The 18,796-nt window shown below is 67.3% G+C and carries 18 protein-coding genes; 12 read left to right on the plus strand and 6 right to left on the minus strand.

The window, feature by feature from the left end; all coding sequences use genetic code 11:
• Nucleotides 1-56 precede the first annotated feature (56 nt).
• Nucleotides 57-908: a helix-turn-helix transcriptional regulator gene (locus AMD30_RS13970; RefSeq protein WP_055476019.1), complete on the minus strand. Its 852-nt coding sequence runs from the start codon at nucleotides 906-908 to the stop codon at nucleotides 57-59.
• 101 nt (nucleotides 909-1,009) lie between these two features.
• Here AMD30_RS13970 and AMD30_RS13975 point away from each other — a divergent pair, with 101 nt between their 5' ends.
• On the plus strand, nucleotides 1,010-1,774 hold the full coding sequence (locus AMD30_RS13975; RefSeq protein WP_055476048.1) for an SDR family oxidoreductase: 765 nt from the start codon (nucleotides 1,010-1,012) through the stop codon (nucleotides 1,772-1,774).
• 17 nt (nucleotides 1,775-1,791) lie between these two features.
• On the opposite strand, the gene AMD30_RS13980 is transcribed toward AMD30_RS13975, so the two are convergent.
• The 3 genes from AMD30_RS13980 to AMD30_RS13990 all read right to left on the minus strand — a co-directional run bounded on the left by AMD30_RS13980 (nucleotide 1,792) and on the right by AMD30_RS13990 (nucleotide 6,967).
• On the minus strand, nucleotides 1,792-2,805 hold the full coding sequence (locus AMD30_RS13980; protein WP_055476020.1) for a nitronate monooxygenase: 1,014 nt from the start codon (nucleotides 2,803-2,805) through the stop codon (nucleotides 1,792-1,794).
• Complete coding sequence (locus AMD30_RS13985; RefSeq protein ID WP_055476049.1) at nucleotides 2,806-4,272, minus strand: sugar porter family MFS transporter; 1,467 nt, start codon at nucleotides 4,270-4,272, stop codon at nucleotides 2,806-2,808.
• 223 nt (nucleotides 4,273-4,495) lie between these two features.
• Complete coding sequence (locus AMD30_RS13990; RefSeq protein WP_442902705.1) at nucleotides 4,496-6,967, minus strand: sensor domain-containing protein; 2,472 nt, start codon at nucleotides 6,965-6,967, stop codon at nucleotides 4,496-4,498.
• 298 nt (nucleotides 6,968-7,265) lie between these two features.
• On the opposite strand from AMD30_RS13990, the gene AMD30_RS13995 reads away from it, so the two are divergent.
• Complete coding sequence (locus AMD30_RS13995) at nucleotides 7,266-8,150, plus strand: hypothetical protein (RefSeq protein ID WP_197282781.1); 885 nt, start codon at nucleotides 7,266-7,268, stop codon at nucleotides 8,148-8,150.
• Nucleotides 8,151-8,203: 53 nt separating this feature from the next.
• Nucleotides 8,204-9,064, plus strand: a complete 861-nt coding sequence (locus tag AMD30_RS14000; RefSeq protein ID WP_055476022.1) for an LLM class F420-dependent oxidoreductase — start codon at nucleotides 8,204-8,206, stop codon at nucleotides 9,062-9,064.
• A gap of 230 nt (nucleotides 9,065-9,294) precedes the next feature.
• On the opposite strand, the gene AMD30_RS14005 is transcribed toward AMD30_RS14000, so the two are convergent.
• Together AMD30_RS14005 and AMD30_RS14010 are read right to left on the minus strand one after the other, a co-directional pair.
• The gene (locus tag AMD30_RS14005; protein WP_055476023.1) at nucleotides 9,295-10,884 is read right to left on the minus strand and encodes an ABC transporter permease; all 1,590 of its coding nucleotides are present in this window, start codon (nucleotides 10,882-10,884) and stop codon (nucleotides 9,295-9,297) included.
• Nucleotides 10,885-10,888: 4 nt separating this feature from the next.
• Nucleotides 10,889-11,839: an ABC transporter ATP-binding protein gene (locus AMD30_RS14010; RefSeq protein WP_055476024.1), complete on the minus strand. Its 951-nt coding sequence runs from the start codon at nucleotides 11,837-11,839 to the stop codon at nucleotides 10,889-10,891.
• 138 nt (nucleotides 11,840-11,977) lie between these two features.
• Between AMD30_RS14010 and AMD30_RS14015 the strand changes: the two genes are divergently transcribed.
• From AMD30_RS14015 to AMD30_RS14055, 9 genes are all read left to right on the plus strand, one after another.
• Nucleotides 11,978-12,181, plus strand: a complete 204-nt coding sequence (locus AMD30_RS14015; protein WP_004018570.1) for a DUF2945 domain-containing protein — start codon at nucleotides 11,978-11,980, stop codon at nucleotides 12,179-12,181.
• Nucleotides 12,182-12,270: 89 nt separating this feature from the next.
• Nucleotides 12,271-12,630, plus strand: coding sequence for a PadR family transcriptional regulator (locus tag AMD30_RS14020; RefSeq protein ID WP_010842578.1), 360 nt, complete (start codon nucleotides 12,271-12,273; stop codon nucleotides 12,628-12,630).
• A complete protein-coding gene (locus AMD30_RS14025) occupies nucleotides 12,627-13,970 on the plus strand; it encodes a permease prefix domain 1-containing protein (RefSeq protein ID WP_055476025.1) in 1,344 nt (447 codons plus the stop codon). The genes AMD30_RS14020 and AMD30_RS14025 overlap by 4 nt, the downstream gene beginning before the upstream one ends.
• 134 nt (nucleotides 13,971-14,104) lie before the next feature.
• Complete coding sequence (locus tag AMD30_RS14030) at nucleotides 14,105-14,701, plus strand: sulfite oxidase-like oxidoreductase (RefSeq protein ID WP_055476051.1); 597 nt, start codon at nucleotides 14,105-14,107, stop codon at nucleotides 14,699-14,701.
• The gene (locus AMD30_RS14035) at nucleotides 14,698-15,414 is read left to right on the plus strand and encodes a ferredoxin reductase (RefSeq protein ID WP_055476026.1); all 717 of its coding nucleotides are present in this window, start codon (nucleotides 14,698-14,700) and stop codon (nucleotides 15,412-15,414) included. The genes AMD30_RS14030 and AMD30_RS14035 overlap by 4 nt, the downstream gene beginning before the upstream one ends.
• Nucleotides 15,415-15,473: 59 nt before the next feature.
• A complete protein-coding gene (locus AMD30_RS14040) occupies nucleotides 15,474-15,950 on the plus strand; it encodes a glutathione peroxidase (protein WP_055476027.1) in 477 nt (158 codons plus the stop codon).
• Between the two features lie 34 nt (nucleotides 15,951-15,984).
• The gene (locus AMD30_RS14045) at nucleotides 15,985-16,887 is read left to right on the plus strand and encodes a DUF1295 domain-containing protein (protein WP_231632723.1); all 903 of its coding nucleotides are present in this window, start codon (nucleotides 15,985-15,987) and stop codon (nucleotides 16,885-16,887) included.
• Nucleotides 16,884-18,005: an FAD-dependent oxidoreductase gene (locus AMD30_RS14050; RefSeq protein WP_055476029.1), complete on the plus strand. Its 1,122-nt coding sequence runs from the start codon at nucleotides 16,884-16,886 to the stop codon at nucleotides 18,003-18,005. The genes AMD30_RS14045 and AMD30_RS14050 overlap by 4 nt, the downstream gene beginning before the upstream one ends.
• Before the next feature lie 52 nt (nucleotides 18,006-18,057).
• Nucleotides 18,058-18,792: a hypothetical protein gene (locus AMD30_RS14055; protein WP_014926840.1), complete on the plus strand. Its 735-nt coding sequence runs from the start codon at nucleotides 18,058-18,060 to the stop codon at nucleotides 18,790-18,792.
• The last annotated feature ends 4 nt before the right edge of the window (nucleotides 18,793-18,796 follow it).

The following is an 18,796-nucleotide window of genomic DNA, read 5'->3' on the forward strand; positions in this document are numbered from 1 at the left end:
CCCACCGCGATGCGCGCTGTCGCAGCGGCCGTCGGCGCGCGTCACGGGCCGGACCGTCAGCGCGGGTCGAGCCGGAGCTGCTGGGTGCCGAGAACGTTGAGCAACTCGATCTTTCCGGCCGCGTCGGTCCTCGGTGCCGCCGTCAGCACGAGCAGGACCTGGGTCTCGTCCTCGGTGAACAACGCCTGGCAATCCACCTCGATCGCGCCGACCTCGGGATGGAGCAGGATCTTGTGGTCCTCGAAGCGTCGACTCACCATGTGGGTGCCCCAGAGTGCGGTGAACTCGCTGCTGCGGCGCCGGAGCTCTGCCACCATCGCTCCGGCTCGTGACTCCGCACCCATCACACCGTACGCAGCCCGCAGTGAGGCGACCTGTGCCCGGCTCTGCCGTTCGTGGTCGTCGGCCGGATAGCGGGCGCGCTCGTCGTCGGGGTGCGCGAACCACCGGTAGATGGTGCTGCGTTCCATTCCGGTGAGGTGGTCGGTGTCGCCGAACAACGCTCTCGCGCAATCGTTCTGGATCAACGTCTCCCCCAGCGCCGAGAGGATGAGGGCGGGCGTGCCGGTCAGTCGGTCCAGGACGCGCAGAAGTCCGGGTGCGATGTGGTCCGACGCAGCCACCCGGTCCGGTGCGCTGTGCCCGGCGACCCGGAACAGGTAGTCCCGCTCATCGGCGGTGAGGCGTAGGGCGCGAGCGAGCGCCGACAGCATCTGCGTGCTCGGTTGTGGGCCGCGGCGCTGCTCGAGTCGGGTGTAGTAGTCCGTGGACATCGTCGCGAGCTGAGCGACCTCCTCACGACGCAGACCCGTCGTGCGTCGCCGGGCGCCAGCCGGGATACCCACATCCGACGGTTGCAGACTGTTGCGTCGGCTCACGAGGAACCCGGCCAGCGCATCGCGATCCATCTCGTCAGTATCGCGGCGCCGGTACCGCGTTGCCAGGGATCGGCGATCCCCCGATGAGCGCGCTCTGGATCGTGTCCCTGCCGGATCGGAGACTCGACGGCATGAACCTCACCGGAAACACCATTTTCATCCCCGGCGCGACCAGCGGAATCGGCCTGGCCCTTGCCACCCGGCTGCACGACGAGGGCAACACCGTCATCGTCGGTGGGCGGCGCACCGAACTCCTGGACCGAATCCGTGCCGAGCACCCCGGGCTGCACACGATGGAGATCGACGTCGCCGACCCGGACAGTGTCGATGTGGCCGCACGACAGGTCATCGCCGAGCACCCTGATCTCGACGTGCTCGTCGCGATGGCCGGGATCATGCGCATCGAGGACTGGTCGTCACCGGCGGGCTTCCTCGACACCGCCGAAGCGACCGTCACCACCAACCTGCTGGGCCCGATCCGTCTGATCGCCGCGTTCATCGAACACCTGCAGGCGCGGGCGGCCGCCACGATCATGACCGTGTCCTCCGGCCTGGCGTTCGCCCCGCTTCGGGTGACACCGACCTACAACGCCACCAAGGCCGCCATCCACATGCTGAGCGAGTCGTTGCGCCTCCAATTCGCCGACACATCGGTGGACGTCGTCGAACTCGTACCGCCGGCGGTACGCACCGATCTGTTGCCCGGGCAGCGTGACAGCGACATCGCCATGCCACTCGACGAATTCGTCGACGAGGTGGTCGACCTCATCGGCTCACAGCCCACCGCCACCGAACTGCTCGTCGAGCGGGTGAAGTTCCTGCGGTGGGGCGAAGCGCGCGGCGACTATGCCGAGGTCGTCGCGACGCTGAACGAGCGCGACCCGCACGGTTCCTGAACTCGTTCGGAGCGTGATCAGCCGAGCCGGGTGATCGTATCGACGGCCGACTCCTCGACGGCGTCGCGGAACCCGCTCCCGGCCCAGAGGTTGATGCCGTCGGGATCGTTGGCGGCGGCGCGCCGGATGCCGCCGGTCAACGTGTTGACTGCCGGGTATTCGGCCACCGCGACGTCGGAGAACCTGTCGGTGAACAGGTTTCGCAGTGCGCGGGCAGGTCGGCCGCTGAACGCCCACGTGACCACGGACTCGGTTCGTTCCGGGTCGGCGAGTGCGGCCGCATGGGCGGGCTTGGTACCGGCCTCGCTGGTTCTCAGCAGAACGGTACCGACCTGTACCGCAACGGGTCCCAGGGATCGGATCTCGTCGGCCCGGGCCGCCGTCGAGATCCCGCCCGCGGCGACGATCGGCAGTTTCACCCGATCGGCCATCTCGCCGATCAAGTCATGCAGAGGCAGTGTGGGAGGGCTGGTCCGACGGTCGAAGACCGATCGATGACCGCCGGCGTCCGGACCCTGCACAATGAGCCAGTCGGCCCCGGCCTGCCCGGCGATCTCGGCATCCGCGGCCGTGGTCACCGTGACCCCGACGCTGCACCCATGCCGGTGTAGCTCGGCGAAGACCTCAGGCCGGGGACACCCGAAAGCGAAGGAGACAAGCGGGATCCGCTCGTCGCACATCAGCCGGATCTTGGCGTCGAAATGGTCGTCGTCGTCGCCCAGGTTGTCGACGTCGGGAAGGGTCACACCCAGATTTCGCGCATACGGCACCAGTTCGGCACGGTAGCGGGCGAGGGCGTCGGGGTCCACCGGCTCCGATTCCGGAACGAAGATGTTGACGCCGAAGACCTCGGTCCCCGCCGCCCGCACGGCCGTGATGTCGGCGCGCACCCTGTCGGGGCTCAGGTAGCCGGCGGCGAGCTGGCCGACACCGCCGGCCACCGCCGCCGCCACCACCAGCTCCGGGGTGGTCGGACCACCGGCCATGGGGGCGGCGACAACGCGGCGCGAGAGTTCGCGGAGATCGAACATTCAGCCCTTGTCCTTCGCCGCGCGGACCGCGGTGAACTGTGAGAGTCGCGCGTCTGCCACCGAATCCATCTGCTCGAGCTCCATACCCTTGGTCTCCTCGACCTTCCGGAAGACGTAGAAGAACGATGCCGCGGCGCAGAAGGCGAAGAACCCGTAGATGATCCCCAAGCCCACTGCTTCGGTCATCGGCGGGAACAGCATCGAGATGGTGAAGTTCGCGACCCAGTTGACCGCCGTGCAGACGCCCAGGGCGACGCCGCGGATCCGGTTCGGGAACATCTCCCCCAGCATCACCCACATCACCGGGCCCCAGGTCGCCGCGAAGGCGACCACGAAGAGGTTGGCGCCGATCAGTGCGACCACACCCCAAGGGTCGGGCAGCGTGATGTTCTCGCCCTCACCGATCTGCTGAGTGAACGCGATACACGCCATGAGCAGACCGATGAACATGCCCACCGATCCGCCGAGCAGGAGCCTGCGGCGTCCGAGGCGGTCGACGAACAAGATCGCCACGAAGGTCATCACGACGTTGATGACGGCGGTGATGACCGACGTCTTGAACGAGTCGGCCTCGGAGAAGCCGACGGACTGCCACAGGGTGGTCGAGTAGTAGAAGATCGCGTTGATACCGACGAACTGCTGGAAGATCGCCAGCCAGATGCCCACCCAGACGAGCGGGTGAAGTCCGAACGACGGCCCCGTGATGTCCTTGATCGACGACTTCGCCTCACGCTTGACCGTCAGCTTGATCTCTCTGACCCGCTCGAGCGGATTCTCCTCGCCGGTCACCTCCTGCAGGATCCGTGCCGCCTCGGCATCGCGGTTGCGGCCCACCAGGTATCGCGGCGACTCCGGGATCAGGAGCGCCAGCACACCGTAGACGACCGCGGGCACGACGCCGACGAGGAACATCCACCGCCACGCCTCCAGACCCCACCAGAAGTCGCTCGACGCGCTCCCGGCACTGTCGGCGAGCAGGGCGTCGGAGAGCAACGCCGCGAAGATTCCCAGTGTGATCGCCAGCTGCTGCATGGAGGCGAGGGCCCCGCGGTATCGGGCCGGTGCGATCTCGGAGATGTAGGCCGGCGCGATGACCGAGGCGATACCGATGCCGATGCCGCCGAGGACACGCCACAGCAGCAGGTCGGGAATCGTCTGGGTGAAACCGGTCCCGATCGCCGAGATGATGAAAAGTGCGGAGCCGAGCAGCATCACGCGCTTGCGACCCCAGACGTCGGCCAACCGGCCGGCGAACCAGGCGCCGAGCGCGCAGCCGAGCAGAGCGATCGCGACGGTGAAGCCGGTCATCAGCTTGCCCAGTCCGAAATCCGCTTCGATCGAGTCGACCGCGCCGTTGACGACCGAACTGTCGAAACCGAACAGGAATCCGCCGACCGCGGCGGCGACCGTGACGCCGATGACCTTGGCAGTATGTTGTTCGGCGACTTCGCGCTGCTGGTCGGTCATGGCGTCGTCCCGACCGTCGGAGAAGCCCACCGCAGAATGTGTGTCATGTCCGTGACCTCGCTGTCCGGTTGCATGGACGCCGGGTAATCGACGTTGGCGCTCAATCTACTCGCGTGAGTCGCCCTGACTGACGCTATCGGACACAGACGAACACGGATCGCAGGCGCGCGCCGGTGGTCTCGTGTCGCAGTATGGGGGGCAGTCGACGCGTGCCTGGGACAGGTCAGGCGGTCTCCCAGACACCGGGATTCGGACGGATCCGGAGTCCGGACGCGATCACCTCCGCCAGCGGAGCCGGGCGGCCGAAATGGTATCCCTGGGCCAGGTCGCACCCGACCCCGGCGACGATCGCGGCCTGCGACTCCGTTTCCACTCCCTCAGCGACGACCCGCATCCCGGCGGCGTGCGCCATCGTCACGATGCCGGCGAGGATCGACTTCGCGCTCGGATGTTCATCGAGGGCGTCGACGAAGGACTTCGCGGTTTTCAACACGCTGACCGGTAGGCGGTAGAACTCGCTCAGCGACGACGCGCCGGTGCCGAAATCGTCGAGCGACACCTGTGTTCCGAGCTCGCGTACGTCCCGCAAGAGGGTGAGCAGGTCCCCGTCGAGTGGGTCGAGTGCACTCTCGGTGATCTCCAGACAGAACGCGGCGGGGTCCAGGCCGGACCGGGTGATCGTGTCCCGGAGCCGGTCCGGGAACTGCCCGTTGGTGAGTTCGCGCCGGGAGACGTTGATGCACAACATCACCCGGCGCAGTTCGGGGACGGCCGCCACCTCGGCGGCGGCGGTCTCCAGGACGTAGTTCCCCACCCGGTCGATGAGGTTGGACCCTTCTGCGAGCGGGATGAACTCGGTCGGTGAGATGGAGCCCAGCTCCGGGTGGTGCCAGCGCAGGAGGCCTTCGAGTCCGACGAGGGTGCCGTCACCGGTCGACACGATGGGCTGATAGTGGACCTCGAGCTGGTCGGTGTCGGCGTCGAGAACGCGTCGCAGTTCCTCTTCGATTCGCTGCTGGCGCTGGAGTTCTTCCCGGTGCTGGGTCTGGAACCGGACGTAGCTGGCTCGAGAAGCCTTGCGCGCCCGGTGCAGCGCGATGTCGGCGTCGCGCAGGAGATCGGCGGCTGTGAATTCGTCCCCGGCGTTGACGGTCGCAACGCCGATACTCGCCCGGACAGTGAGCGGTTCGGACCGGGAAGTCACCGTGACGGGTTCGTCCACCGTTCCGCGGATCTTGTCGATCTGCGCCTCGATCTCGTCAGCGGAGCACGCTGTTCCGAGGGTGGATACGAGCACGAACTCGTCGCCACCCAGACGTCCCACCGCGGCGCAGTCGGGTGTGATCAGCGCCAGCCGTTGTGCGACGGTGTGCAACACCTCGTCGCCCACGGCATGACCGAGTGAGTCGTTGACCAGTTTGAAGTTGTCGAGATCGATGTAGAAGATCGCGACACAGCACGAGTCGTCCTCGACTTCCGCTTCGAGTCCTTCCATGTGCGATTCGAGCTCACGGATGATCCCGGAGCGGTTGTACAAGCCTGTCAACGGGTCGCGGACAGGGCCCCACGCGAGGTCGGTTCGTTCCCGGAAGTCGTCGGTGACATCGACAAACGACACGAGGGCGACCACGTCGGTGCCGTCGTCGGGGATCGGTCGGCAGCTGCATGACAACCAGCGTGCCCCGACGGATGTCGTGACCTTCGCGGTCGTGTTGGTGACCGGCTCGCGGGTGCGCAGACACTGCGTGATCGGGGACTCGCCCTCGGCGAACTCCAGTTTCAGCTCGTCTATCCCCGATCCCGGGACCGCCTCCTGGCCCAGCAGCATCGCCGCGGCCGGGTTCGCGAGTTCGATGTCGCCGTCCTCGCGCACGACGATCACCGCCTGATGGAGTGCATCGAGAACGACACCGAGACGCTCGACGAAAGAACGGTGCGTCGGTTCGACGACGACGAGAAAGCCGTCGTCCATGGTCGTCACCGACGTCCGGGTCGGAAACGATCGTCCGTTGTCGTAACGGCGGTGCTGCTGATCCACCGCTCTGCCGAGCGAGACCGCCGTCTGCAGATCGACGTGGACGCCGACCACGTCGTCGAGATTCCGTCCGATCGCCTCGGAGGCGAGGCGGCCGTACATCCGCTCTGCGGCAGGGTTCCACGACAGGACGGTCAACTGGTCGTCGACGGCAACCACCGCGTTGCTCACATGCTCGATGAGTATCGCGTGCCGGCGGAGAGCCGACTCGACCGCCTTGTGCGCGGAGACGTCGCGCAGGATGACCTGGTAGGCCGGGGAGTCGTGCCACACGGTGCGAACCGAGATGACCTCCATCGGTCGCGAGACACCGTGGGCGTCCACCATCACGACTTCTTCGGGTTTCGTCGCGGCACCTGGCACATCGCTCATGGCCGCGATCCGCTCGACCATCCGGGGCAACTCGTCTGGATGGACGAACTCGGCGATCGGACGGCCGAGCATTGCCTCGCGGTCGTCGATGCGCGCGAAAGCGAGCGCAGCAGAGTTGACATAGACGATCAAGCCGTCCCGGTGCACGGCGATCGCGTCGGGGCTCAGTTCGAGTAGGAGGCGATGACGTTCGGCAACGGCGGCGTCGCCGGGTGTTTCCCCAGCGCCGGGAACGACTCCGGCGGGCATCCCCGCGGACCCGTGGTCGTCACCTGCGGATCGTGCCATCGAGTCACCCCTCCCGCCTCCGGGATCATCCTCCCCCACACCACCACGGAATTTATGCGCTGCGCGGTGAAAGAATGTGTCCATCGGGGAATTTGCCCCGGTCGCCGCCTGAATTACCCGAATCGCGGAGTTCTCGTGGACCGCCCGCCATGTCGCTGAAGTTGAGACGGGTAGCCGTCGTCGGGGACGCCATGAGTGCGGATGTCCGGGCGGGACCTGCGGGCCCGGCCCCAAAGAAATGTGAGGCGAATTGTCGTAGTGCGCTGCGGATTGCCTCGTCGCGCCTCACAATTCAGCAATGAGCGATGATCCGACTCCGCCGGTGGCCGACTCGACGCGGACCGATCCACCGCCGACGTCGGGCGCACGGCACGCATTGACGCTGTTCCTCAACTCGCCGTTCGCGGGTATGTCCCCGTGGATCCTCATGGCGCTGCTCGCGGGGCCCGGCCGGTTCGAGGAGGCCGCGGCGTCGGCGTTCGCGCTGTCGCTCCTGTTGGTGATCGGCGGTCACAAGCGCGGCACGAGTGTGAAGCTCCTCGAAGTCTTCGACGTCACCTACTTCGGCACGATGGCGATCATCGCGTTGTTCGCCTCCGACGGCGTCATCGACTGGCTGGAGCGCTGGGGCGGGGAGATGACCAACATCGCTCTGGTCTCGTTCGCGCTCGGGTCGATCCTCGTGCGTCAGCCGTTCACCCTCCAGTACGCGCGGGAGACCACCGAGAAGGAATTCTGGGACAGCCCGCTGTTCATCCACATCAACTACGTCATCACCTGGGCATGGGTGGCCGGGTTCGGTGTCGCCGCGATCTCGGGCGCGTTCGGGGATCTGGTGCTCGACGACCCGAACAACTTCTGGACCGGGTGGATCATCCAGATCGGTGGCACGATCTTCGCGATCGCGTTCACCGAGTTCTATCCCGACTACGCGACCTACCGTGCTGCGATTCGGCAGGGATGGGCCACCGACGAGAAGCCGGAGAGCATCCTGCACCTGTTCGGGTGGGTGCCGATCTACGTTCTCGCGATCGGCATCTCCGGGTTGGTCACCGACTCACTCGGCACCGTCGCCGGGGTCGTCCTCATCGTCACGGGGGTCGTCGCGATCAACCTGTTCAAGCGGATGACCGCCGCGATGGACGCGCGGCTGGAGGCGGCGGGTCGACCGGCGAACAGCTGAGCCGGATTCGACCTTCGCCACAACCCGATCACTCGATCGGTAGTGTCGAGGGCATGAAATTCGACGGCGTAGGAATCTGGAGTTCACCGCTACGGTACGGAGACACCGGGGAGGCCGCCGAAGCCGCGGCCGAGCTCGACGAATTGGGTTACACAGGCCTGTGGATCCCCGATGTGGGCGGTCCGGTCCTCGATGCGGTCGAGAACCTGCTCGGTGCCACCCGCAACGCCGTGATCGCCACCGGAATCCTCAACATGTGGATGCATGAGCCGCATGACGTCGCGGCGGCCCACGCGCGCTTCAGCGAGCAGTTCGGCCCCCGGTTCCTTCTCGGCCTCGGCATCAGCCACGCACCGCTGATCGACGCGCAGGAAGCCGGACGCTACAAGAAGCCGCTCGCGACCACCAAGGCGTTCCTCGACGGCCTGGACGACGCGCCGCAGCCGGTGCCGGCCGGTGCCCGGGTGCTGGCCGCGCTCGGACCGAAGATGCTCCAGCTCTCGGCCGACCGGACTGCCGGAGCCCACCCCTACCTGGTGACCCCGGAACACACCTCGATCGCCCGCGACACTCTCGGCGACAGGCCGCTGCTCGCGCCGGAGCAGACGGCGATCTTCGCCGCCGACCGCGACGAGGCACGCGCGATCGGCACGAAGTGGCTCAAGGGCTACCTCGCGATGCCGAACTACGCCAACAATCTTCGGCGTCTCGGGTTCTCCGAGGAGGACCTGACCTCGGCGAGCGACCGACTCTTCGACGCTCTGATCGTCTGGGGCGACGAGGCCGCGATCCGCAAGCGGATCGACGAGCACCGTGCGGCCGGCGCGGACCATGTGTGCGTGCAGGTTCTGCAGGCCGACCACCGAGGCTTCCCGCGCGAGCAGTGGCGCCGCCTTGCGGCAGCCCTGGGCTGATTTCCTGCTCCCTGAGGTGTGAGGAGCGAAAGCGTGAATTTCCGTTGCTCCCTGAGGTGTGAGGAGCGAAAGCGACGAGCCACGAAGGGGCTGGCGAGACACGTTGCGAGGCCCTTCGTGGCTCGCTTCGCTCGCACCTCAGGGATCATTGGTTGGGTTCGCTCCGCAGGGATCATTGGTTGGGCTCGCACCTCAGGGGTCAGTAGTTGGGCTTGCACCCCAGGGTGCGTCTATGGCACGTCCCGCCGCCGGAACCCGGCGAACCCGAGTACGACCAGCAACACCACGACCACCCCCACCCCACACAGCCCCCACCAGTCGGGTTGCGCGGCAGAGACATCCGGCACGTGGTGGAACGGGCTGACTCCCAGCGCCCACTCCGGGAGCTTGAAGCTCGGGCCCAGGATCGTCAGCACGAACGACACCAGGACGCCCAACCAGATCGCGGGCCGCATGTGGGGTCGGGCGCCGATCACGGCGACCGCGATGCCGACGACGGCCCAGACCGCCGGGATCGTGGCAATCGACTGGACGAAGACGTCGCCGAAACCGATGTCGAGATCCGTTGTCGAGGCGAAGATCCCGATGACCGAGCCGGCGACGGTGACGAGAACGGCGGGGACGACGAGTGCGACCCCGGTGGTGGCGCCGAAGTAGCTCGGCCGGCTGACGGAGGTGGCGAGTACCGCCTCCGCGCGGTCGTCGAGCTCCTCGGTACGGATTCGGTTGACGATCTGTACGCCGGCGACGGACGCGATGATCCCCACCAGACCGAGAATCGTCGTGACGAATGCCGACACCAGGTCCGCGGGCGACGCGGCGCCGGAAGCGAAGATCTGGGCCATCGCCGGATTAGCGGTCAGGAGACCGCGAACCGACCTGGTGAAGTAGCCGAAGACGACGCCGAGTCCGACGAAGGCGAGTGCCCACGACACGATCGGCGCGCGGTTGAGGCGGAACGCAAGAGACAGTGGCGAGCCGACGCGGCCCCGTGACGGACCAGGTCGCGCCGGAACGAGTCCCTGACCGAAGTCCCGCGCGCTCTGCAATACGAAAGCCGCCGCTCCCACGACGACCACGAAGACCACCCCGAGCAGCAGAGGCCACCAGTGATCTCCGGTTGCCGGTCGGGTCTCCTGAACCCATCCCAGCGGATTGATCCACGTGGTCCACGCCGGTGCGTTCACCGAGAAGAGGAAGCCCCTCAGCACGAACAGCACGCCGAGAAGCGACACCGCGATCGTGGTGGCGGCCCGCGCGTCCGAGCCCACCTGGGCACTCACCGCCGCGACGGCGCCGAACATCCAGCCGGTGACGGTGAAACCGAATCCCAGCAGAAACGACGATTCCCAGTCCCCGCCGCTCAGCGACGTCGCGAGACCCGCGACGACTCCGACGGCGATCGAGCACAAGCCGGCCATGATCAGCGCGGTCGACAGTCGCGCGGCGCGCCCGAGCACACCTGCGGCGAGGAGTTCCGCCTGTCCGGAGTCCTCCTGTCCGCGCGCGGCTTTGACCACGATGAAGATCGCTGCGAGGGCCGCGACGAATCCGCCGAGCGCGAGGCTGCGCCACGCGACGAAACCGTCGACGGTGGACAGGTCGTAGGCGGGCCCGAAGATGAGGCCCAGCGCGGGATTCGAGCCGATGGTCGCGGCGAACGCGGAGCGTTCCGCGGCGTCGGGAAACAACAACGGATACGCGATGACCGAGGACACGGCGAGGGCGGTCGGCAGCACGATCCACGGCAGGAAGCTGCGACCCTCGTGGTGCAGGGAGGCCCGCAACAGCGGGGCGGTGCCGATCGTCGACGCCGTCATTGCCTCACCGTTCGCCTCGGGGAAGATCGCCCGTCTCGTACAGCGACAGGAACAGACTCTCCAGCGACGGTGGTTCGACCGTCAGGGCACGCAGGCCGCAGGATGGCAGCACCGCCATGACCGATCCGATCCGATCCGAGTCCACGGTCGCGCTCAGGCGATGCCCTCCGGAACCGGTCTCGCGCACGTCGACGTCGTGCAGCTGCGCCAGGACATCCGGATCCGGAAGCGAATCCAGCTGCGCACGAACCGAAGTGCGGGTGTGTCCGCGAAGCTCGGCTAGCGTGCCGGTCGCCACGACGGCCCCGTCGCGGATGATGGAGAGCCGGTCGGCGAGGGTTTCGGCCTCGGCAAGGATGTGACTCGACAGCAGCACGGTGGTACCCCGGTCGGTGGCCTCGCGCACGACTTCCTGGAATACGTTCTCCATCAACGGGTCCAGCCCGGACGTCGGCTCGTCGAGGATGAGCAACTCGACATCGGACGCCAACGCGGCCACGATCGCGACCTTCTGCCTGTTGCCCTTGGAGTACTGCCGCCCGCGCTTGGTCGTGTCGAGTTCGAACCTCGCCACAAGATCGGCACGACGCTCCTCGTCGAGACCGCCTCGCATCGAGCCGAGCAGATCGATCATCTCGCCGCCGGTCATCGTCGGCCACAGCGCGACGTCGCCGGGTACGTATGCCAGTCGCCGATGTAGCTCCACGACATCACGCCAGGGGTCGCCGTCCAGCAGTCGGACCTCTCCCCCGTCCGCTCGCAACAAACCCAGCAGGACGCGGATCGTCGTCGACTTGCCTGCGCCGTTGGGACCGAGGAAACCGTGGACCTCGCCGCGGGCGACTTGGAGGTCGAGCCCCCGTAGCGCCTCGAACTTGCCGAAGTTCTTGCGCAGCCCCCGGACATCGATGACCGGATCGGTTCCCTGATGGTTCTCGGAGCGTTCCACGCCCATGCGTACCTCCGGCTCGACACGACCTGATGATCGTTCCACAGCAAGCGATCCGACAGGTGCGGTTCGCGCTGGTCGCCCAGCCCAGTTGAGCGGGCGGCGGAGGTTTGACCGTCGTCGCCGGCGGGGCACTCTGCGGCCATGGCGATCAAGAAGAACGACACCGTGCGCTGGAACACGTCTCAGGGCGAGACCGAGGGCACGGCCGAGGAGAAGCGGACCAAGGAATTCACCTTCGAGGGCCAGAAATTCAAGGCCAGCGAGGACGAGCCGTACTGGATCGTCAAGTCGTCGAAGACGGGTTCGAAGGCGGCGCACAAGGAGTCGTCGCTGTCCAAGAAATAGCTGTCGCAGAGATACCCGGAAGGCCTCGATCGAGTCGGCCCCATACCTAGAGCTGCTATGCTCCTTGTAGTTCTAGGTATAGGGGTTCTATGTATATCGAGAAAGACCTGGTGGCCGCTTCCGCGACGCCGCTGGTGCTCGGCATTCTCGCCGAGGGTGAGTCCTACGGGTACGCGATCCTGAAGCGCGTCCGCGAGATGTCCGGTGGCCGGATGGAATGGACCGACGGCATGCTCTACCCGTTGCTCCACCGGCTCGAGCGTGCCGGCCATGTCGAGGCGACCTGGGGCAAGGCCGACACCGGCAGACGGCGTAAGCACTACACGATCACGCCGTCGGGGCTGGCCGCCCTCGCCGAGCGCAGGTCCCAATGGGAAGTCGTGGCCGACGCGCTCGATCAGGTGTGGCGGACGGTCGCCCTGCCGCCCACCGCGGAGGGCCTGGCGTGAGCGCGGACACCGAACTCGAGAGCCAGATCGACCGGTGGCGCGGATATGTCCTGCGCCATCAGGCCATTGCCACCACCGACGCCGATGAGATGGAAGACCACCTGCGCGGTCAGATCGCCGACCTCGCCGCCGGCGGTCTCGACGACGACGAAGCGTTCCTGGTCGCCGTCAAGCGAATGGGACGAGTCGATGCGCTCTCGCGCGAGTTCGCCCGCGAGCATTCCGACAGGTTGTGGAAACAGCTGGTCCTGACCGCGGAACCGGCCGGGGATCTGGGCCGAAGACGTCACGAGCTCGGCGTCGTGATCGGTCTCGTCGTCGCGGCGGCCGCCACGGTCCGCATCGCGCTGGAGGTCATGCCCGAATGGGTTCTCGTCCGCAATGCGACTCTGCTCGTGTTGCCGTTCCTGGCAGTGTATTTCGGCTGGAAACGCCGGGTCTCGACACGAACCGCGCTCGCGGTGGCCGCCGCATTCGTCGTGACCGGCGTGGCCGTCAACATCTATCCCTTCGTCGACGAGGGGCCGACGCAGGTCATCGTCGCGATCCACGCGCCGATCGTCCTGTGGTTCCTGGTGGGCGTGACGTACGTCGGCGGCCGATGGAGATCGGGTCCCCGGCGCATGGACTTCATCCGCTTCACCGGCGAATGGGTGGTGTATGCAACGCTTCTCGGCCTGGGCGCGGCTGTGCTCACGGGACTGACCGCTGGCGCCTTCGGTGCCCTCGACATCGACGTCGACGCCGTGATCTCCCAGTGGCTGGCGCCGATCGCCGCGACCGGGATCGTGCTGCTCGCCGCCTGGTTGGTCGAAGCGAAGCAGAGCGTGGTCGAGAACATCGCACCGGTGTTGACCAAGGTGTTCACGCCGGTCACCGCGGTGATGCTCGTCGTGTTGCTGGTCGCGATGGTGACCAGCGGCGACGTCGTGGACGTCGACCGCGAGTTGCTGATCCTCGTCGACCTGATCCTCGTCCTCGTTCTCGGCCTGCTGCTGTACGCGATCTCGGCGCGCGATCCGCATCTGCGCCCGGAGCTCTTCGACCGTCTGCAGCTGGTACTGGTGGTGACCGCGCTCGCGGTCGACGCGGTCATGCTGACGATCATGGCCTCGCGTATCGCGGAGTTCGGGTTCACCGCCAACAAGACCGTGGCCCTGGGCCTCAACCTCGTTCTGCTGGTGAACCTGTCGTGGGCTGCGTATCTGCTCTTCGGTTTCGTGCGTCGCCGCCGCGGGTTCGACGCCACGGAGCGGTGGCAGACGGACTACCTGCCGGTGTTCGGGGTCTGGGCGGCCGCGGTGGTCGTCGCGGTGCCGCCGCTGTTCGACTTCTCCTGACGGCGCCGGGAGCGAAGCGAGCGGGCCGAAGGGGCGACGGCGCCGGGAGCGAAGCGAGCGGGCCGAATCGATGGACGGCGCCGGGAGCGGAGCGAGCGGGCCGAATGGAATGCAGCCGCGTAGACTGCGCGACCATGGCCATCGTCAACCGAGGGTTCGTGGGACGCCGCGACCGCGATGCGCGGCGTCTCCCACCAGGGCAGTACACGACACTCGATTTCCCGGTCCTGTCCTCCGAGCCGACACCCTCCGTCGCCCCGGAGGGTTGGATGCTGGCCGTGCAGTCGGCAGACCATCGGGCGGCCACGTTCACCTGGGAGCAGTTCCAGGATCTGCCGCACGACGACATCACCACCGACATCCACTGCGTCACACGGTGGTCGAAGTTCGACACGCGGTGGCGCGGAGTCTCGTTCGACACGCTGCTGCAGGCGCTGCCGTGGGAGCCCGCACCGTATGTGATGGCGCACTGCCACGGCGGCTACACCGCCAATGTGCCGCTCGCCGATCTCGTCGGCGGGCGCGGCTGGATCGCCGACACCTACGACGGCGAACCGCTCGCCGCCGAGCACGGCGGTCCGGCACGACTCCTGGTGCCGCACCTGTACTTCTGGAAAAGTGCCAAATGGGTTCGGCGACTTCGGTTCATGACCGAGGACGCACCCGGTTTCTGGGAGGAGCGCGGATACCACATGTACGGCGACCCCTGGCGCGAGCAGCGCTACTCGTGACGACCTGGCATCTCACGACGGTCACCTCGGTTGTCGACATCACCCCGACCGCGCGGACGCTGCGCCTCGCCCTTCCCGAGGCCATCCACGCGCTGCCCGGCCAACACGTCGACATCCGCCTGACCGCCGAAGACGGCTACTCCACCGCGCGGGCCTACTCGCTGTCCGACGTCCGCGAGACCCGCTCGGTCGAGGTCACCGTCGAACGACTCCATGACGGCGAGGTGTCGCCGTACCTGGTCGACGTCGTCGAGCCCGGTGACCCGCTGGAGATCAGCGATCCGCACGGATTCTGGTTCACGTGGCCGTCCGGCGACGACCGCCCCGTCCAGCTGATCGGCGGCGGCTCCGGTATCGCGCCGCTCATGTCGATGATCCGCAGTCGCGAGGTCGAGGCGCCGCAGACGCCGTTCTCACTCGTCTACTCCGTCCGTAGTCCCGACCGCGTCTACTACCGGGACGAGTTCCGGCAGCTGATCGACCACCGGCGCATGGATGTTCACCTCATCCACACCCGCGTCGGGCCCGAGGAGGCGACGCGACCCCCGGGCCGCCTCACCGCGGACGAACTGGCCGGACTCACGCTCGATCCCGCGACGTCGCCGACGGTGTTCATCTGTGGGCCGAACCGCTTCGTCGAGAACTGCGCCCAGTGGATGGTCGACGCCGGCCACGACCGGACCCGCATCCGGACGGAACGCTTCGGGGAGTGATCCGAAGTCCTTCGACGGTTCTCCCGAGCAAGTGCTTGATCGGCACGTAGCGTAGGGTCATGACCTCTGCGTACGACTTCACCGCCACCGGTATCGACGGCAACCCCGTCGAACTCTCGGAATTCCAGGGCAGTCCCCTGCTCATCGTGAACACCGCCTCGCAGTGCGGATTCACCCCGCAGTACCGCGGTCTGGAGGCCTTGCACCGCGACTACGCCGACAAGGGGCTGCGCGTCCTCGGCTTTCCCTGCGATCAGTTCGGGCACCAGGAGCCCGGTGACGAGGACGAGATCAAGAACTTCTGCTCGCTGACCTACGACGTGACGTTCCCGATGTTCGCGAAGGTCGACGTGAACGGTCCCGACGCCCACCCGCTGTTCGCATGGCTGCGGGACCAGAAGTCCGGCGTCCTCGGCGGGCGCATCAAATGGAACTTCACCAAGTTCCTGATCGACCGGGACGGGTCGGTCGTCGCGCGGTATGCCCCGACCACCAAGCCGGAGAAACTCGCCGGGTCCATCGAAGAACAGCTGTGACCGAGTGGACACGCCCGTGAGCACCGACACCGCCATCAGTCGCACCGGTTCGTTCGTCCGCGTCACCCTCGCCTATGTGATCGCCTTTGCCGTCGCCGCGGCCTGGCTGATCTGGGGTCCGGCCACCGGCCACCTGTGGCTCGACACGTTGATCGCCGATCTGCTGGCCACGCTGGTGATCTTCGCGTTCAGCAGGTACTACGGCAATTCCAGCTTCTACGACGCCTATTGGAGTGTGGTGCCGCCCGCGCTCCTCATCTACTGGTGGGCGGCAGGCGACCTCGGGATCGACGCGGTGCACTGTTGGGTCATCGCCGTCGTCGTCGGTGCCTGGGCGATTCGTCTCACCGCCAACTGGGCGATCGGCTGGCCGGGTCTGCAGCACGAGGACTGGCGCTATCCGATGCTCAAATCCGGGGCCGGACGCGCGGAGTTGCCCGTCGACCTGATGGCGATCCACGTCTTCCCCACCGTCCAGGTGTTCCTCGGCATGATCCCGGTCTACGTGGCGGTCACCCACACCGGCGGCGTCGTGGCATGGCTGACCGCCGTGGCGGCCGTCGTCGGACTCGCCGCCACACTGCTCGAGTACGTCGCCGACGGGCAACTGCGTCGGTTCGCCGCTCACCGGACGCCGGGCGCCGTCCTGGACACGGGCATATGGGCGTGGTCGCGCCACCCGAATTACTTCGGGGAGGTCATGTTCTGGGTGTCGATGGCCCTGTTCGGGCTCGCCGCCTCACCCGGTGACTGGTGGTGGCTGTTCGTGGGAGCGGTGCTGATGCTGGCGATGTTCCTCGGTGCGAGCATCCCGATGATGGAGAAGCGGAGTCTCGAGCGACGCCCCGGCTATCAGGACGTCATCGACCGGGTACCGCGCTTCGTCCCACGCCCGCCACGCTCGGCCGCGCACCCGCCGGATCAGGTCTCTGCGTGAGCCGACCGCGGGTCGTCGTCGCCGGTCTCGGTGACTCCGGAGTGCTGACCGCGATCCACCTCGCCTCGCACGTCGATGTCGTGGGGATCTCGTCGAAGCCGGGACTCGTCAGCGGGCAGGAACTCGGTCTGCGGATCAGCCGGCCCGACGCCTGGGCACGTGATTACCGAATCCCGTTCGGACGCTTCCGCAAACTCGACGATATCCGGACAGTCCACGGCACGCTGACGGCCGCCGATCTCGACAACCGCACCGTCACCGTCGTCGATGCCGCCGGCTCCGAGAGCGTCGAGGGTTTCGATGCGCTGGTCATCTCCACCGGGGTCCGCAACGGCTTCTGGCGACAACCGGACCTGCAGTCCGCCGCGGACATCGACGCCGACCTACGGTCGTCGCACGAGCGGTTCGCCGAGGCCGCCTCCATCGCCGTCATCGGTGGCGGGGCGGCTGCGGTGAGTGCCGCCGCCAACCTGGCGCGGACCTGGCCGGACAAGAGCATCGATCTCTATCACCCGGGCGAACGCGCCCTCCCACACCATCATCCGCGGACCTGGGCCACGGTCCTCGCGCGGCTGCGCCGGCTCGGGGTCGGCGTGCACGGCGGCCACCGCGCGGCCGTGCCCGACGGATTCGGCTGCGACGAGATCACGCCGGGGCCGGTGAGCTTCTCGACCGGGCAACCGGCGGTCGAGGCCGACGCCGTGCTGTGGGCCATCGGCCGGGTCACGCCGAACACGGAATGGCTGCCGCCGGATGTCCTCGACCCGTCGGGCTTCGTCCGTGTGACGGCCGAACTACGGATCCCCGGTGTCGAATTCGTGTACGCGATCGGCGACGTCGCGGCGACCGACGACCTCCGCAGCTCGGCCCGCAACCGGGCCGATCGCCTGCTCGCGCACAACATCCGCGCCGACCTCGCCGGACGGCCCGACCGGGTGCGGAGCTACGTTCCGCCGCGGCGAAGGTGGGGTTCGGTGCTCGGGGTGCAGGCCGACGGTCTGCAGGTGTTCGCGCCCAACGGCCGCCCGTTCCGCTTCCCCGCCTGGTCGGTCGACACGATCCTGCAGCCATGGATCGTCCGTCGCGGCATCTACGGCGGCATCCGTAAGGCGGAGTGACCGTGCCGCTCTTCTCGGCGGTCAGCTCGCCACCCGCGCATAGACTCGGCCCATGAGCAACGAACCGTTCTCGGCGAATCCATCCGGACATCCCCCGACGCCGGGTGGACCGGGACAGCCGTCGTCAGGTGCGTACCCGCCGGGAGCGGTGCCGCCCGCCGGGTCGCCACCGGGAACCACTCCTTCGTCCGCCTCGTATCCCGTCGGGAGCGAGCCCGGTACGGCGCCGGCGACCGACCCGACGACAGACGCGACGCCGGTCAAGCCGACCGCGGGCGAACGCGCGAACGCCGTCGTCAAGAAGGTGGTGATCGGACTCGTCATCGCTGCGCTGCTCGTGGTCACCTATTTCATTCTCGAGGCATTCCTGCCCCGCTGGTGGGCCGGTCAGATCGGACAGCGTGTCGAGGGTTCGTTCAGTCGCGGCATCGGCACCGGCCTGGTCCTCGGGATCGTCTGCACCTTTGTGCCGGTGCTGTTCTTCACGCTGTCCTTCGTCTACCGCGGTCGGATGAAGAACGTCCCGACGATCATGTTCGCTGTTCTCGGCGTGATCGTCGCGGTCCCCAATCTGCTCACCCTCACCGTGGTCGCCGGTGGCGGGAACGGCGCCCATGCCGGTGAGCGCATCTTCGACGTCGAGGCGCCCGGTTTCCGTGCCGCCACCGCGTGGGGCGTGATCATCGGCGCGGTTCTCGCGGTCGGCGTCGGCTACTTCATCTGGCGCTACCGGCGCCGTGGCCGCCAGCTTCGAGAGATCAAGCACCCCACCACAGATCGGACGTAGACAG

It is taken from the genome of Gordonia sp. HS-NH1 (assembly GCF_001418765.1).
In the GTDB taxonomy this organism is placed as follows: domain Bacteria; phylum Actinomycetota; class Actinomycetes; order Mycobacteriales; family Mycobacteriaceae; genus Gordonia.

Excerpts from the sequence above, each read along its gene's own strand:
- AMD30_RS13985 (WP_055476049.1), bottom strand. The coding sequence starts at position 4,272 with ATGACCGACCAGCAGCGCGAAGTCGCCGAACAACATACTGCCAAGGTC.
- AMD30_RS13980 (WP_055476020.1), bottom strand. The coding sequence starts at position 2,805 with ATGTTCGATCTCCGCGAACTCTCGCGCCGCGTTGTCGCCGCCCCCATG.
- AMD30_RS13995 (WP_197282781.1), top strand. The coding sequence starts at position 7,266 with ATGAGCGATGATCCGACTCCGCCGGTGGCCGACTCGACGCGGACCGAT.
- AMD30_RS14020 (WP_010842578.1), top strand. The coding sequence starts at position 12,271 with ATGTATATCGAGAAAGACCTGGTGGCCGCTTCCGCGACGCCGCTGGTG.
- AMD30_RS14055 (WP_014926840.1), top strand. The coding sequence starts at position 18,058 with ATGAGCAACGAACCGTTCTCGGCGAATCCATCCGGACATCCCCCGACG.
- AMD30_RS13975 (WP_055476048.1), top strand. The coding sequence starts at position 1,010 with ATGAACCTCACCGGAAACACCATTTTCATCCCCGGCGCGACCAGCGGA.
- AMD30_RS14030 (WP_055476051.1), top strand. The coding sequence starts at position 14,105 with ATGGCCATCGTCAACCGAGGGTTCGTGGGACGCCGCGACCGCGATGCG.
- AMD30_RS14000 (WP_055476022.1), top strand. The coding sequence starts at position 8,204 with ATGAAATTCGACGGCGTAGGAATCTGGAGTTCACCGCTACGGTACGGA.
- AMD30_RS14005 (WP_055476023.1), bottom strand. The coding sequence starts at position 10,884 with ATGACGGCGTCGACGATCGGCACCGCCCCGCTGTTGCGGGCCTCCCTG.
- AMD30_RS13990 (WP_442902705.1), bottom strand. The coding sequence starts at position 6,967 with ATGGCACGATCCGCAGGTGACGACCACGGGTCCGCGGGGATGCCCGCC.
- AMD30_RS13970 (WP_055476019.1), bottom strand. The coding sequence starts at position 908 with ATGGATCGCGATGCGCTGGCCGGGTTCCTCGTGAGCCGACGCAACAGT.
- AMD30_RS14040 (WP_055476027.1), top strand. The coding sequence starts at position 15,474 with ATGACCTCTGCGTACGACTTCACCGCCACCGGTATCGACGGCAACCCC.
- AMD30_RS14015 (WP_004018570.1), top strand. The coding sequence starts at position 11,978 with ATGGCGATCAAGAAGAACGACACCGTGCGCTGGAACACGTCTCAGGGC.
- AMD30_RS14010 (WP_055476024.1), bottom strand. The coding sequence starts at position 11,839 with ATGGGCGTGGAACGCTCCGAGAACCATCAGGGAACCGATCCGGTCATC.